The organism is Lentzea sp. NPDC102401, assembly GCF_044765805.1.
Lineage (GTDB): Bacteria > Actinomycetota > Actinomycetes > Mycobacteriales > Pseudonocardiaceae > Lentzea > Lentzea sokolovensis.
The window spans coordinates 234044-248037 of the sequence record NZ_JBIWKS010000001.1 but is presented as its reverse complement, the minus strand read 5'-3'; the positions used below and the strand labels follow the sequence as shown (position 1 = coordinate 248037).

Sequence of the window (13994 nt, the reverse complement as noted above, 5' to 3'; positions counted from 1 at the left end):
TGGTGCCGCGTCGTCAGGGGGAGCCGAATCGCATGTGCAGGTCGGTGACGAACAGGTGCAGCCGCGGCTTGGCTGCCGTGAGCCAGCCGAGTCCGCTGCCCGGCGCGATGCGCCAGCGCAGCCGGGTCAGGCCGGCGCGGGCGGAGGTGCGCAGTTCGGTGCGTTTCGCCTGGCCTTCAGCGGACTGCCAGACCGACGTGGTCAGCCGGACGGGAAACGTTCGTGACGACCTGCGGGTCTCGTCCGCGGCGGCGATGGGCTCGTCACCGCGCGCTGTCGCGGCGAGCGGTTCGGTGGAGAAGTCGAAGTCCGCCAGCAGCTTCGGGATCGCCCACATCGCCCGCGCCCCACGCTGGGACGTGGTGTCGTCCACCCAGATGTCCAGAATGGACAGTCCGGGACGGGCCTTGCGGCGCACCAGGACCGCGGCCATCAGCTCGTGGTAGGCCAGCACGCCGGGTGGCTGGTAGTCGACGAACGCCGACACCACGACCACCCGGCCGAACAGGGTCAGCGGCACCACGTCCGGCGATGGCAGGGAGATCGCCGAACGTGGTGCCGTCCACACGGTGAGCCAGCCCCGCCCGTGCAGATCCCACGGTTGCGCAGGCCACTCACTCGACATCGGACACCTCCAGGCGCAGCGCACCGGGCGCCGTGTGAGGAACGGCCGGGCTCCGCGGCGCCACGGCGGCAACGCGCCGGTACGAGGAACCGGGCTCCGGACGTGGATCGGGCTCGCCCTTGTTGGGCCACAACGACATCGCCCGCTCCGCCAGCGCGGTGATGGTCAGTGCCGGGTTGACGCCGAGGTTGGCGGGAATCGCCGACCCGTCCACGACGTGCAGGCCGGGACAGCCGTACACCCGCTGGTACGGGTCGATCACGCCGGTCTCGGGGGAGTCGCCGATCACGCAGCCGCCGATGAGGTGGCCGGTCAGCGGCACGTTCACGAGGTCGGTCCACGCTCCTCTGGCGGCGCCGCCCGCCTTGGCCGCGAGCCGCCGCGCCACGTCGTGCCCGGCCGGGATCCAGGCGGGGTTCGGCGTGCCCTCGCCCTGCCTGGTGGTCATCCGCCCGCGCCGGGTCACGGTGGTGAGCGAGTTGTCGAGGCTCTGCATCACCAGCAACGCGATCGTCTCCTCCGACCACGCGCGGGGAGTGTGCATCCGCAGCACCGAGCCGCGTTCTCGCAGCAACTGGGCGAGGCCGCGGCGCACCCTCGCCGGACCGCCGTCGACGAGCGTCGTCATGAGCAGTCCCATCAGGTTGCTGCCCCTGCCGTACCGGACGACCTCGACGTGCGTGTCGGCGTCCGGGTGGATCGACGAGGTGATGGCGAGGCCGCGGGAGTTGTCCACCCGCCCGCCGGGCACCCGCACGGCCACGACCGCCTCGGAGTTGGTGCGGCACAGGAGACCGAGCCGGGACGACAGGTTCGGCAGCCCGCCGCGATCGCGGATGCGGTGCAGCAGGCGCTGCGTGCCCAGCGATGCCGCCGCGAACACGACGTGACTGCTGGTGAACGTGCGCGTCGCCCGTCCTCCGGTGCGCCGGGTCACGACCCGGTAGCCGTGCAGATGAGGCCGCACGTCAACGGCCATGGTCAACGGCCACACCTGTGCACCGGCTCGTTCGGCGAGGTGGAGGTAGTTCTTCGGCAGCGTGTTCTTCGCGTTGTGCCGGCACCCGGTCATGCACGCGCCACATCCGACGCAGGTGCCCCGCCGCGGACCGGCGCCGCCGAAGTAGGGGTCCGTGCCACTGGGTCCGAAGTGGACTCCCACGCGGGAGGACCGGAACGTCGCTCCGACACCGAGGTCGGTCGCCACGTCGCGCAGGAGCCGGTCGCCGGCGGTCCGGCACGGGTTGTCGACCACGCCGAGCATTCTGGCCGCCTGGTCGTAGTGCGGGGCCAGTTCGTCCTCCCAGTCGGTGATGCGGCCCCATCGGGAGTCCCGGAAGAACGGTGCCGGAGGCCGGTACAGGGTGTTGGCGTACACCAGGGAACCACCGCCGACGCCTGCTCCGCTGAGCACGGCGACGTCGCGCAGCGGGGTGATCCGCTGGATGCCGGTGCAGCCGAGACGTGGGGCGAACAGGTAGTCGCGCACCTGCCAGGACGTCTCCGGGAACTCGTCGTCCGCGAAGCGCCGCCCGGCCTCCAGCACGCCGACGCGGTAGCCCTTCTCGGTCAGCCGCAACGCGGTCACCGCGCCGCCGAACCCCGACCCGATCACGAGCACGTCGTAGTCCACGGGTCACACGTCCGCGGTCGTGCGGGCGGGCTCGTGGTCCGACGTCCGCAGGTGTGCGGTGCGGCGCAGGTACTCCAGGGTCCCGCCGGGCCAGTTGGTCGTGATCGTTCCGTCGGCGGTCCGGTACCACGACGAGCACGTGCTCCACACGCTCTTCGTCAGCCTGGCGGTCATCTCCTCGTCGAACGCCGCCGCGACGTCGTGCCGCACCTCCAGCGTCGCCGCGCCGGTCTCCGCGAGGTGACGCACCGCGGACACCACGTACCGGCACTGCGCCTCGATCATGGTGATCACCGAGTTGCCCCCGAGGTTGGTGTTCGGGCCGTAGATCAGGAAGAGACTGGGGAAACCGGGCACGGTCAGGCCCAGGTGGGCCCGTGGGCGCCCGTTCCACGCCTCGGCGAGGCTCCTGCCGTTCCTGCCGGTGATCCGCGCCGGCGTCCCGAAACCGGAGACCGCGAACCCGGTGCCCCAGATCAGCACGTCCGCGGGGTGGTCGCGGCCGTCGGCGGTGCGCAGCCCGTGCTCGGTGACCTCGGTGATCGGCTCGGCCACCACGCCGACGTTCCGCCGGGTGAGGGCCGGGTACCAGTCGTTGCTGAACAGCACCCGCTTGCACCCCGGCGCGGTGTCGGGCCGCAGTGCCGCCCTCAGCGCGGGGTCGCGGACCTGGACCCGTCGGTGGGCCGCCGCGACGGCCGCGACCGCCCGGCGCGAAAGCCGTCCGGCGTTGAGGAGACCGGTCAGCAGTTCGCCCCCGAGCCACACACCGGCTCGTGCGGCCCGCAGCCTCGTGGGGTGCGATCGGCCGGACAACCGGGCGTCGGGTTTCGGCAGCACGTGCGGAGCGGACCGCTGGAAGACCGTCAGATGCCCGGCGAGGGGCGCGATCTCCGGCACGAACTGCGCCGCGCTCGCTCCCGTGCCGACCACGGCCACCCGCCTGCCCCGCAGATCGACGTCGTGCCGCCAGCGAGCGCTGTGGAACACCTCTCCGGCGAAGCTGCCGAGTCCGGGCAGTGCCGGGATCGACGGCGTGGTCAGCTGCCCGGTCGCGCAGACCAGCACGTCGGCCTCGACGACACCGCCGTCCGCCAGAGCGACGCTCCACCGGAGTCGCGACTCGTCGAACGTCGCGGCCACCACCTCGGCGCCGAACCTGATCCGGTCGCGCACCACGGCCGCGGTGTCGCGCAGGTAGCGCAGGATGTCGGGCTGTGCCGCGTACCGGCGCGGCCACGAGGTGCTGGGAGCGAAGGAGTACGAGTAGAGCGACGACGGCACGTCGCACGCCGCGCCCGGATAGGTGTTGTCCCGCCACACCCCGCCGACCTCGTTCGCCCGCTCCAGCACGGTGAACCGCTCGAACCCGGCTCTGCGCAGGGACAACGCCACACCCAGCCCGCCGAATCCGGCACCGATGACGACCACCTCGGGGTTCGCTGTCACCTCACCGAAGCTAGGAACAACCACCCGTTCGCACCAGGACAACACCGGCCGCGAAGTTGACAATCGCGGCCATGACGTCGTTGGCCGAGCCGGTCGTCCGGCACTGGGACTTCCCCCGCGGCATCGCGAGCGTCGCGCTCCTGGTGCGCTTCGGCGCCGAGCACGGGGTGCCGCTGGGCAGCCTGCTGCAGGGCAGCGACATCGACCCCGCCCTGCTCGCCGACCCGGTCGCCGAGATCGACGCCCACCAGGAACTGACGGTCGTGCGCAACCTCGCCGCTCGCCTGCCGCACGCGGGCGTAGCCGTTGGACGGCGTTACCACGCCACGACGTTCGGCGTGCTGGGCTACGCGTTCCTCAGCGCGGCGACCCTCCAGGACGCGATCACCACCGCCCTGCGCTACCTCGATCTCAGCTTCGCGTTCACCGCTCCCTCCGCCGTGATCGACGGCGACCGGCTGGTGCTGGCGCTCGACGCCGGTGCGCTGCCGGGCGACGTGGCCTCGTTCCTCGCCGAACGGGACCTCGCCGCGATCCACACGGTCGTGGGGGAGCTGATGACCGGTGCCGTGCCGGTCCTGGGTGTCGACTTCAGGCACGCACCACCCGAGGACGAGCGCGAGCACCAGGAGGTCTTCGGCGTCCGCCCGCGGTTCGGGGCGGACGCCGACCAGTCCGTCGTGGATGTCGCCGTGCTGGCCGAGGTGCTCCGGCTCGCGAGTCCCGAGACGACGGCGGCGTGCGAGGAGCAGTGCCGCGCCCTCGCCACCCGCCGCCGGGAGAGCCCGGGAGTCGCCCAGGAGGTGCGGCGCCTGCTCGAGTCCTCGGTGAGGTTCCAGGAGACGATGCCCGTCGTGGCCCGCGCGCTGGGCGTCAGTCCGCGCACCCTGCGCCGCCGGCTGGCGACGTCGGGCACGAGTTATCAGGCGCTGCTGGACGAAGTCCGGGCGAAGCGGGCCGTCCGGCTTCTCTCGCGTGGCGAGATGTCGGTCGAGGCGGTCGCGGGCCAACTCGGATTCGCCGAGGCCGCGAGCTTCATCCACGCGTTCCGGCGCTGGTTCGGGGTGACCCCGAGCAGGTACGGCCGACCACGCCACTAGACCAGCGCGGGCTCGGCTTCCGGCTCCACCTTCTGCCGTTCGGCCCGGACCGAGGCGATGCCGCCGAGGATCAGCAGACCGCCGAGCAGTTGCAACGGCGCGAGCCCCTCGCCCAGCAGGAGCCAGGCGAACAGTGAGGCCGACACGACCTCCAGCAGGGCGATGAACGACGCGAGCCGCGACCCGAGGATCCCCGAGGCGGTGATGCCGCTCGCGTAGGCCAGTGCCGTGCCGACGACCGCGACGACGAGCAGCGGCACCCACCAGGCCGCCGGGCTGCCGAACAGGGGCACGTCGCCGAACGTCGCGGTGAACGGCAGCAGACCCGTGGCACCCACCAGAGCCAGGACGGGCGCGGCCAGCAGGAGTCCGGCCCCGGCCAGCGCGACCGGCGGCAGGCCGTTGTTGGGGCGTGCGGCGACCACGAAGTAGACGGAGCAGCCGATGGCGGCACCGAACGCGGCCGCGAGACCGATCGGGTCGACAGCCTGGATGGCGCCGGGGCCGATCACGAGCACGAGTCCGCCGACCGCGAGCACCGAACCGATCAGCACGACGGGTGCGGGCGTGCGCCTGCTGACCGCCCAGGTGAAGCCGACCAGGATGAGCGGCGCGAGGAACTCGATGAGCAGCGCCGTCGCGACCGGGATCCGCTGGATGGCGGCGAAGTAGAGGACCTGGGTGATCGCGACGCCGACCAGGCCCATGCCCAGCACGGGCCACCGGGCCTGCCACAACAGTGCCCATCTGCCGCGCATCAGGACGATCACGAACGGCAGCAGCACCAGCCCGGCGGTGAGCGCGCGGGCCGTGACGGCGGCGGCGGGGGACCAGCCGGCCTCCAGCAGGGGTTTGACGAACGCGCCCGAGGTGCCGAACGAGATGAACGAGACCGCGGCCGCGATCAGGCCGGTGGACTTCGACGGACTCCCCATGGTTGCCTCCCGGCGCCGGACGATGTCATGGCCTAATCTGACTGATACCCCTGACGCTAGGCCGGTCTCGGTAAGGAGTCAATTTGCGTTTTGCCCCTGACACGGAGGAGTCGCTGGCGTTCGTCGTAGCGCTGTGCAACACCGACCCGTCGGCGTCGCGGACCAGCGAGGACGAGCTCGGCACGGTCGCGCAACTGCAAGGCCTGCTCGGCCGGTTCCACTACACCGGCCGCATCGACGGCGACGAGGCTGAGCTGAAGGACGTCCATCGGACCCGTGCGCTGCTTCGGCGCGTGTGGTCCCTCGGTCGCGACGACGCCGTCGAAGCCGTCAACAAGATGCTGCGCGACGCCAAGGCGCTGCCCCACCTCGTGCGGCACGACGACCTCGACTGGCACATGCACGCCACCGAGCCCAGCTCGCCGCTCGCCGAACGGATGCGGGTGGAGGCCGCGCTCGCCCTCATCGACGTGATCCGCATGAACGAGATGGACCGCCTGCGGGTCTGCACGGCCGACGACTGCGAGGGCCTCCTGCTCGACCTGTCCCGCAACGGCCTCAAGCGGTTCTGCAGCGTGCGGTGCGGCAACCGGATGAACATGATCGCGTTCCGCGAGCGCAAAGCGGACGGTCGCTGATGCAACCGCGTATCGAGGCCGGCGGTCTGACTTTGCGGCCGTGGCGTGAAAGTGACGTCGACGCGGTGTTGAAAGCCTTCAGCTGCCCCGAAATCCAACGGTGGCACGTGCGGCGCATGGACACGCGCGACGAGGCCCGTGACTGGATAGCGGCCTGGCCGTCGCGCTGGGCCGGCGAGACGGCCGCCAGCTGGGCGATCAGCCGCGACGACGAACCGATCGGTCAGGCCGGCCTGCGGCACCTCTCGCTGGTCGAGGCGTCGGCGGCGCTGTCCTACTGGGTGCTGCCGGAGGCCCGCGGTGCCGGAATCGCCGCCCGTGCCGCGCACGCCCTGACCGAGTGGGCGTTCGAAACGCTTGGGCTGCACAGGGTTTCGCTGGAGCACTCGACGGCCAACACGGCGTCGTGCCGGGTCGCCGCCAAGCTCGGGTTCGCGGTCGAGGGAACGCTGCGGGGATCCGCGCGGCACGCGGACGGCTGGCACGACATGCACCTGCACGCCCGTTTGCGAACCGATGCCACTAGCCGTCGAACGTGAATCCGGTGCGCACGCGCAGTTCCGTGGCGGCGCAATCGCCGCCCGCGCGTTCGGCGACGAAGGTGTACTCGCGGTCGCTCGAGGACGCCCACGGTCGCCATGAACACGAATGTCACCGACACCGACACCACGACGGCGCGCACCCGGCGCCGCACGGCCTCGGCGCGGCCATCAACGACGCGATGAGCGCGATGAGCGCGCTGACGATTCCCGCGACCCACGACACCCGTTCGAGTCAGTCCCAGAACAGGGGACGATCCAAGCACGGCAACGGGTTTCGGTGAGCCGGAACGACATCATCCGCGACGCATCAGGCGTTGGGCGAGGCGCGGACCCAGGCCGCGGAACGGTGGCTGGGCCAGGCGGAGCGTGTCGAGCGCGAGCGGCTTGCGCAGCACGGGCTTGAGGTGCGAGAAGGCACGCCACGAGTAGGGGCCGTGGTAGGCGCCCATTCCGCTGGCGCCGACCCCGCCGAACGGCAGGCCGGTCGCGGCCACGTGGATCAGGCCCGCGTCGTGGACCACCGCGCCGGACGAGGTTCGTCGCTCGAACAGGCCGCGGGTGCGGGCCGACGAGCTGAACACGTACAGGGCGAGCGGCTTGTCCCAGCTGTTGATGATGTCGATCGCGCGCTCGGCCGACTCCACCGCGACGATCGGCAGGATCGGACCGAAGATCTCCTCTCGCAGCACGGGATGAGCGGCGTCCGGGCCGACTGCACGTTCTCCGGCCACGACGACGGTGGGCGCGATGTACCGCTCGGAACGGTCGTGCTCGCCGCCGATCACGACGTCCGTGCCGTCCAGCAGGGCCACGAGCCGGTCGAACTGCCGTTCGTTGACGACGCGGCCGTAGTCCCCGCTCGCCCGCGGATCGGAACCCCAGAGGTCCTCGATCGCCCTGCGGAACGCGCCGACGAGCGCGGGGATCCGGTCGGGTGTGGTCATCACGTAGTCGGGGGCGACGCACGTCTGGCCGGCGTTGGTGAACTTCGCCCACACCAGGCGCCGCGCGGCCTGGTCCAGGTGGGCGTCGTCGTCGAACCAGGCCGGCGACTTGCCGCCCAGTTCCAGCGTCACCGGGGTCAGGTGCTCGGCCGCGGCCCGCATCACGATCCGGCCCACCGCGCCGCTGCCGGTGAAGACGATGTGGTCGAACCGCTGGGCCAGGAGTTCGGTGGTCTCCTCGACGCCGCCTTCGACCACGCGCACGGCGCCGTCGGGGAAGTACGCGGGCACGAGCCTCGCGATCAGCGCGGACGTCTCCGGCGCCAGCTCGCTCGGCTTGAGGACGGCCGTGTTGCCCGCGGCCAGGACGCCGGCCAGCGGGTCGAGCAGGAGCTGTACCGGGTAGTTCCACGGCGCGATCACCAGCACCACGCCGAGCGGTTCGGACACCAGCCGGGCCCGCGCCGGCCACAGCGCCATCGGCACGGGGCCACGGCGGGCACGGGTCCACTTCCGCAGGTGGCGCAGCGTGTGGCTGATCTCCGCCAGCACGACGCTGATCTCGGTCAGCTGCGCCTCGCCCGCGCCTTTGTGCAGGTCGCTCCACAGGGCGGCCTCGAAGTCCCGCTGGTTCTCGGTGACCATCGCGCGCAACGCCTGGAGAGCGGCGGCGCGGGCGGCGCGGGAGCGGGTGGTGCCGGAGTCGAAGACCTTGCGCGCGTCGGACACGACCGCGGGGATGACACCTGTCGTCGTGGGCATGGCCCCACCGTACCGCAATACGAAACAGATCCTTTTCGTTTCTCGACCGGTACAGTGGACGAGGTGACGACGAAGGCCGCGCAGGGGCGCCCGAAGGACCCGCGGGTGGACGCGGCCCTGATCACCGCGGCGATCGAGGTCCTGAACGAGTCGGGGTGGGCCGCGTTCACCACGACCGAGGTCGCCCGGCGGGCCGGAGCTTCCACCGCGTCCCTCTACCGCCGCTGGCCGTCCAAGCAGGCACTCGCCGGAGCCGTGGCCAGGCACATCGCCCAGGCGGAACTGAGCGGAATCGACACCGGCACCCTCGAAGGCGACGTCCGGGAGCTCCTCTCGCGCAAGCGCAGGATCCTCGAAGCGGCCACCGGCCCCGCGCTGCTGTCGCTGATGGGCCAGGCCGCGCACGACCCGGAGCTGCGGCAGATCCTGCACGACGACGTCTACCTCGCGGTCCGCGACCAGCTCGGCGCCCTGATCGCCCAGGCGGTCCGCCGCGGGGAACTGGCCGCCGCCGTCGAGAGCGCCCAGATCGACGTCCTGACGCTGGTGCTGATCGGCACCGCACTGGCCCGATCGGTCTTCGTCCAGGCCGACGCCCCTCACGCCGCCGAAGCCGAGCTCCGCATGCTGCTCGCCGTGATCACGGGGGCCTGACCTCAGCAGTTCGCCCGCAGCAGCACGCCGGTGGTGCCCGGCAGGCTGACCGAGGTGACGGACCTGCCGTCGTGGTCCCGGTAGGTGCGGTTGAGCGAGACCGTGGTCTGCGGGCTTCCGGTCGGGTTGGCGTTGACCAGCGCCATGCCGCAGGTGAAGTCCCTGCGGTAGACCTTGTCCGCGACCGCCCGGTAGGCGCCGGCGGGGTGCCCGAGGTCCCAGTCGTACTCGGGGTGCCACGGCGTCGGACCCGCGTAGCCGTCGGTCTTGGCGACCTCGGCGATCGCGGCGTGCCCGCTGGTGGTCATGAACAGACTGGCCAGCGCGTATCGGAAGGCCTGCGTGTCGCCCGCGTCGAAGTGCGGCTGCACCCAGGTCATCTTGCCGCTGGTCGCGTGGGCGGTGATCTCGGCGACCTGCCTGCGCCAGCCCTCCGGGTAGTCCTCCAGCAGCCTGTCGCTGGAGAACGTCAGCCACCACTCGTCGAACCCGCCGTCGAGATAGGCGCCGTAGGCTTCCCAGCCGCCCGCGTGCAGACGTGCGTTGGTCAGGTTCCCCACCGAGAGCAGTCCCGCGGCCGTGAATCCGCTCCGGACCTCGGCGAGCATGCCCTTGTAGGCCGCCTGGAACGACGCGTTGTCCGGATACTTCGCCGGGCACACGCCGGCGTGGTAGGCGTCGCACGTGTACAGAGCGTTGTCGATGAACACGCCGTCGAATCCGGTGGTTTTGGCGCTCGTCACGACGCTGGTGACCCAGGCTTTGCGGTAGCCGGGATTTCCGACGTCCATCTGCTCGTGGCCTTCGTAACCGGAGTAGGAGAGTTCCTCTCCATCGGGTCCTTTGAGGAACCAGTCCGGATTGGACTCGCGGACCGCGCAGTAGCCCAGCCCGGCGGGCAGGTGGGCGTCGTCCTCGCCCTTCTTGCACGCGTAGGAGCGCGTGGACGAGAGGTCTTTGTAGACGTACACCCTGACCTTGGGGTTCGCGGCCTTCAGCTTGCGCAGGAGATCGCCCTCCCACGCGTTCAGCACGATGTGCGCGCGGCGTTCGGCTTCGGTGGCGATCGTGGCGTCGTCCACCGGCGTGCTGTTCAGGTGCAGCCAGAACGACTGGGTGCGTGCCACGGGTGCGGCCTCGCCCGCGGGCGAGGTGAGACCCGCCAGCAGTGCCACTATCGGCAGAAATCCCCGTACCTTGCCTGCTTTCTCCAGCATCGTGCCTCCCCGCTCGGAAGATCTGTGGGACAGGTACCCGTTCCGAGACGTGGAGGTGTCGTTGAAGCCGCAAATCACCTGTTGTGACGCGGCGCCGTGAAAAAATCACACCCTGCGTGCGACCGTCCAACCTGGACGGGTGACCGTCAGCCGAGCAGTTCGGCGAACGTCCTCGCGAACAGGTAGGCGTCGCCCGGCCAGCGCGCCGACACGTAGTCGCCGTCCCGCACCACGAACGCGGGCCCGTCGTCGGTGGCGGTGCCACGCCGGCTCAGCTCGACCGGCCCGCGCTCGAACACCGCGCCCGACGCCACGACCTCGTCCTGCACGTACGCGGGGTAGGTCCGGTAGTACCGCCCGCGCAGCCACGCCGTCGAGAAGTACGCCGCCCGTTCCATGTACTTCGGCAGGCAGGTGGTGCGCCGCCCCTCCAGCACCCCGGCGCGGGCGAGCACCAGCACGCCGTGACAGATCGCGCCGACCGGCCGTCGCAACGCCCAGAACCGCGCGACGACCTGCTGGAGCTCCACGGAACCGAGGTACTGCCGCATGCCGGGCGCGTGCCCGCCGGGCAGCACCAGCCCGTCGAACTCCTCCGGCACCACCGATCCCCACGCCAGGGGCGAGCGGTAGGCGGGGGAGCCGAGCAGGTCGCGGTAGAACGCCTTCGGCTCGGCCTCGGCGCCGAGCCTGCCGAACAGGACACCGGTCAGCAGCAACGGATCGGCCCGCGGCGCGGTGCCGCCGTGTTCGGTCGCGAAGACGACCTCGTGCCCGGCGTTGGTGAGCACCCGCCACGGCACCGCCACCTCGGTGACGTCGAAGTCCTGGTCGGGCAAAGGAAGCAGCACGCGCATGAGCTGATCCTGCCACCCGCCTCACCTCGGACAGGGCACGATCACGGATCTCGCCGTCAGGGATGAAGCCCTGGGCCGTGCTCCGTGCCGGGAGCGATGGGGGTGGGGCTGAGCGCGGTGTCGTCCTCGCCCTCCTCCAGCAACGTGGCGGCGGCGCCGACGACGCGCACGTCCGGGGTGCCGATCACGCCGGTGTCCTTGTCGGCGTAGTCGAAGCGGGCGAGGACGCTGCGCATGGCCTCGATGCGGGCCCGCTTCTTGTCGTTGCTCTTGACGACCGTCCACGGTGCGATCTCGGTGTCCGTGGAGCGGAACATGGCGACCTTGGCCTCGGTGTAGTCGTCCCAGCGGTCCAGCGACTTGATGTCGTTGGGGCTGAGCTTCCACTGCCGCACCGGGTCGATCTGGCGGATGACGAACCGGGTCCGTTGTTCGGTGCGCGACACCGAGAACCACAGCTTCACCAGCAGCACGCCGTCCTCCACGAGCATCCGCTCGAACTCCGGCGCCTGCCGCATGAACAGGTCGTACTCGGCTTTGGTGCAGTATCCCATGACGTGCTCGACGACCGCGCGGTTGTACCAGGACCGGTCGAACAGAACGATCTCTCCCGCGGTGGGCAGCTCACGGACGTAGCGCTGGAAGTACCACTCGCCACGTTCCCGTTCGCCCGGCTTGCCGAGAGCGACCGTGCGCGCGCCGCGAGGGTCGAGGTGCTCGGTGAACCGCTTGATGGTGCCGCCCTTGCCGGCGGCGTCGCGGCCTTCGAAGAGGATGACGAGACGCTGCCCGGTCTCGGCGACCCAGTGCTGGAGTTTCAGCAACTCGATCTGCAGCAGCCGCTTGAGCCGCTCGTACTCGGGACGCGGCATCCGTTCGGTGAACGGGTAGTTCTCCTGCCAGGTGAGCACTTCGCGGCCGTGTGCGTCCCGGAGAACGGGCTCGTCGTCGTCCGGGAACTCGGCGGTGTAACCCTCGGCGAGCAGTTCTGCGGAATCAACAGTCACGAATTCGTACATACCCGACGTAACGGCGCCGAAAACTAGGTCGTGCGGCGGCGGTGCCGGGCGGCGTACGAGCGCAGCGCGCGCAGGAAGTCGAGGTGGCGGAAGCCGGGCCAGTGGACGTCGCAGAAGTACAGCTCCGCGTGGGCCGCCTGCCACAGCAGGAAACCGGACATGCGCACCTCGCCGCTGGTGCGGATCACGAGGTCGGGATCGGGCTGCCCGGCGGTGTCGAGGTGCCGGGAGATGTCGTCCGCGGTCAGCGTCGACGCCAGCTCTTCGAGGCTCGTTCCGGCACTGGCCCTGTCGTCGAGCAGCGAGCGCACGGCGTCGACCAGTTCGTTGCGGCCGTCGTAGCCCACCGCCATGGTCAGGTGGAACTCGGCGCCCCGGTCGCGGGTGTCCTCCACGGCGAGCTTGAGCGCGCTCCTGGTGGAGTCCGGGAGCAGGTCCAGGCGGCCGGCGACGTGCACCTGCCAGCGATCCGACTCGACGGCCCTGCGGATCACGATGCGCTCGATGACGTCCAGCAGGAACCGCGTTTCGGCGTCGTCGCGCTTGTGCAGGTTGTCGGCGGACGCGAGGTACACGGTCATGTGGCGGATGCCGATGTCCTCGCACCAGCCCATGACGTCCCGCACGTGCTCGGCGCCGTGCTGGTGGCCCAGGCTCACGTTGACCAGGCCTGCCTGCCTGGCCCAGCGCCGGTTGCCGTCCATGATCATGGCGACGTGCCTCGGCAACGGCGCGGTCCGCAGTTGCCTGCGGAGCCGGCGGGTGTAGAGCTCCTGCAGGGCGTCACGGATGATCTTCACGCGGATCAAGCTACCGGGTGTGCCCGCGTCCAGTCGTCGACGTGGAAGGGCGACGTGCCGCTCGGCGTGGCGGTCGACGCGTGCGTCACGACCTCGGCTGGCAACTGTCCGTCGGTCATGTCGAGCCTGTCGCGGTAGTCGGCCACGAACGCCGCGGCCACCTCGTCGGCGGTCAGCGCGGGGGCGTAGTCGGCCAGACCCGCGATGGAACTCTGCCGCAGGTCGTAGCCGAGCGCCTCCGACACGTCCGTGATCACCGCGCGCACCCGGTCCGAAACGACAACCTGCACCACCGTGCTGAACAGGGAACCGGTGGCGGTGACGCGCTGCGCCGACCCCACGACCTTCGTGTCGCCCTCCACGTTGATGCTGAACTCGCCGGGGCAGTACTCGCCGTCCACCTCGCCGATGCGCGCGTCGACGTCGCCGAGTGCGCGCAGCACCCGGACGTGGCTGTCGGCGTTCGCCGCGAAGGTCGAGCGACCGGCCTGGCGGATGTCCGTCGTGCTGTCGAGGTGGTCGATCACGACGGCGCCGCTGTCGTAGGCGACCATCCGCCCGCCCGGCGACCGGACCACCGGCTCGAATCCCGCCTCACGGGCCAGTTCGGTGGCCTTGGTGATGCCGGGCGAGCGGAGGTCGCGGCCGCTGAACGCGACGGTCGGGCTTCGCGGAACGTAGATGTGGACGAGCTGCGACCACGCCGCGCCGGGTGTGCGCAGCAGCAGTGCCGGGATCACCAGGTCGGCGACGGCGCCTCCGGTGCTCCCGGAGATCAGCAGACGGGGGTTCTGAGTCGGCACGCCGTGATTCTCGACC

14 protein-coding genes are annotated in these 13994 nt (G+C 70.9%); 4 read left to right on the top strand and 10 right to left on the bottom strand.

What is annotated here, in order from left to right:
- Positions 1-13 precede the first annotated feature (13 nt).
- Genes ACIRG5_RS01205 through ACIRG5_RS01195 form a run of 3 tightly spaced genes read right to left on the bottom strand, consistent with a single transcriptional unit; the run spans position 14 to position 3707 of the window.
- Positions 14-625, bottom strand: a complete 612-nt coding sequence (locus tag ACIRG5_RS01205; RefSeq protein WP_402898321.1) for an acetoacetate decarboxylase family protein — start codon at positions 623-625, stop codon at positions 14-16.
- On the bottom strand, positions 615-2258 hold the full coding sequence (locus tag ACIRG5_RS01200; protein ID WP_402898318.1) for a GMC oxidoreductase: 1644 nt from the start codon (positions 2256-2258) through the stop codon (positions 615-617). Before ACIRG5_RS01200 ends, ACIRG5_RS01205 begins: the two co-directional genes overlap by 11 nt.
- A gap of 3 nt (positions 2259-2261) precedes the next feature.
- Positions 2262-3707 (bottom strand): flavin-containing monooxygenase, encoded by a 1446-nt coding sequence (locus ACIRG5_RS01195; protein WP_402898315.1) that lies wholly within the window; start codon positions 3705-3707, stop codon positions 2262-2264.
- 71 nt (positions 3708-3778) lie between these two features.
- Here ACIRG5_RS01195 and ACIRG5_RS01190 point away from each other — a divergent pair, with 71 nt between their 5' ends.
- Positions 3779-4807, top strand: a complete 1029-nt coding sequence (locus ACIRG5_RS01190; protein ID WP_402898312.1) for an AraC family transcriptional regulator — start codon at positions 3779-3781, stop codon at positions 4805-4807.
- Here ACIRG5_RS01190 and ACIRG5_RS01185 read toward each other — a convergent pair.
- Positions 4804-5742 (bottom strand): EamA family transporter, encoded by a 939-nt coding sequence (locus tag ACIRG5_RS01185; RefSeq protein WP_402898310.1) that lies wholly within the window; start codon positions 5740-5742, stop codon positions 4804-4806. The genes ACIRG5_RS01190 and ACIRG5_RS01185 overlap by 4 nt on opposite strands.
- An 83-nt stretch (positions 5743-5825) precedes the next feature.
- On the opposite strand from ACIRG5_RS01185, the gene ACIRG5_RS01180 reads away from it, so the two are divergent.
- Positions 5826-6380 (top strand): CGNR zinc finger domain-containing protein, encoded by a 555-nt coding sequence (locus ACIRG5_RS01180; protein ID WP_402898308.1) that lies wholly within the window; start codon positions 5826-5828, stop codon positions 6378-6380.
- On the top strand, positions 6380-6919 hold the full coding sequence (locus ACIRG5_RS01175) for a GNAT family N-acetyltransferase (RefSeq protein ID WP_402898305.1): 540 nt from the start codon (positions 6380-6382) through the stop codon (positions 6917-6919). The genes ACIRG5_RS01180 and ACIRG5_RS01175 overlap by 1 nt, the downstream gene beginning before the upstream one ends.
- A gap of 296 nt (positions 6920-7215) precedes the next feature.
- On the opposite strand, the gene ACIRG5_RS01170 is transcribed toward ACIRG5_RS01175, so the two are convergent.
- A complete protein-coding gene (locus ACIRG5_RS01170) occupies positions 7216-8628 on the bottom strand; it encodes an aldehyde dehydrogenase family protein (RefSeq protein WP_402898303.1) in 1413 nt (470 codons plus the stop codon).
- Between the two features lie 63 nt (positions 8629-8691).
- On the opposite strand from ACIRG5_RS01170, the gene ACIRG5_RS01165 reads away from it, so the two are divergent.
- A complete protein-coding gene (locus ACIRG5_RS01165; RefSeq protein ID WP_402898300.1) occupies positions 8692-9282 on the top strand; it encodes a TetR/AcrR family transcriptional regulator in 591 nt (196 codons plus the stop codon).
- Positions 9283-9284: 2 nt separating this feature from the next.
- On the opposite strand, the gene ACIRG5_RS01160 is transcribed toward ACIRG5_RS01165, so the two are convergent.
- From ACIRG5_RS01160 to ACIRG5_RS01140, 5 genes are all read right to left on the bottom strand, one after another.
- On the bottom strand, positions 9285-10499 hold the full coding sequence (locus ACIRG5_RS01160; RefSeq protein ID WP_402898298.1) for a putative glycoside hydrolase: 1215 nt from the start codon (positions 10497-10499) through the stop codon (positions 9285-9287).
- A 146-nt stretch (positions 10500-10645) separates the two neighbouring features.
- Positions 10646-11356, bottom strand: coding sequence for a type 1 glutamine amidotransferase domain-containing protein (locus ACIRG5_RS01155; RefSeq protein ID WP_402898295.1), 711 nt, complete (start codon positions 11354-11356; stop codon positions 10646-10648).
- Positions 11357-11412: 56 nt separating this feature from the next.
- Positions 11413-12363 carry a polyphosphate kinase 2 gene (gene ppk2 / locus ACIRG5_RS01150; RefSeq protein WP_402898292.1) on the bottom strand — a complete coding sequence of 317 codons (951 nt, stop codon included), beginning with the start codon at positions 12361-12363 and terminating at the stop codon, positions 11413-11415.
- 35 nt (positions 12364-12398) lie between these two features.
- The gene (uppS, locus tag ACIRG5_RS01145) at positions 12399-13175 is read right to left on the bottom strand and encodes a polyprenyl diphosphate synthase (protein WP_402898289.1); all 777 of its coding nucleotides are present in this window, start codon (positions 13173-13175) and stop codon (positions 12399-12401) included.
- 5 nt (positions 13176-13180) lie between these two features.
- Positions 13181-13978, bottom strand: coding sequence for a lipoyl protein ligase domain-containing protein (locus tag ACIRG5_RS01140; protein ID WP_402898286.1), 798 nt, complete (start codon positions 13976-13978; stop codon positions 13181-13183).
- Between the last annotated feature and the right edge of the window lie 16 nt (positions 13979-13994).

Excerpts from the sequence above, each read along its gene's own strand:
- ACIRG5_RS01205 (WP_402898321.1), bottom strand. The coding sequence starts at position 625 with ATGTCGAGTGAGTGGCCTGCGCAACCGTGGGATCTGCACGGGCGGGGC.
- ACIRG5_RS01190 (WP_402898312.1), top strand. The coding sequence starts at position 3,779 with ATGACGTCGTTGGCCGAGCCGGTCGTCCGGCACTGGGACTTCCCCCGC.
- ACIRG5_RS01185 (WP_402898310.1), bottom strand. The coding sequence starts at position 5,742 with ATGGGGAGTCCGTCGAAGTCCACCGGCCTGATCGCGGCCGCGGTCTCG.
- ACIRG5_RS01175 (WP_402898305.1), top strand. The coding sequence starts at position 6,380 with ATGCAACCGCGTATCGAGGCCGGCGGTCTGACTTTGCGGCCGTGGCGT.
- ACIRG5_RS01170 (WP_402898303.1), bottom strand. The coding sequence starts at position 8,628 with ATGCCCACGACGACAGGTGTCATCCCCGCGGTCGTGTCCGACGCGCGC.
- ACIRG5_RS01160 (WP_402898298.1), bottom strand. The coding sequence starts at position 10,499 with ATGCTGGAGAAAGCAGGCAAGGTACGGGGATTTCTGCCGATAGTGGCA.
- ACIRG5_RS01155 (WP_402898295.1), bottom strand. The coding sequence starts at position 11,356 with ATGCGCGTGCTGCTTCCTTTGCCCGACCAGGACTTCGACGTCACCGAG.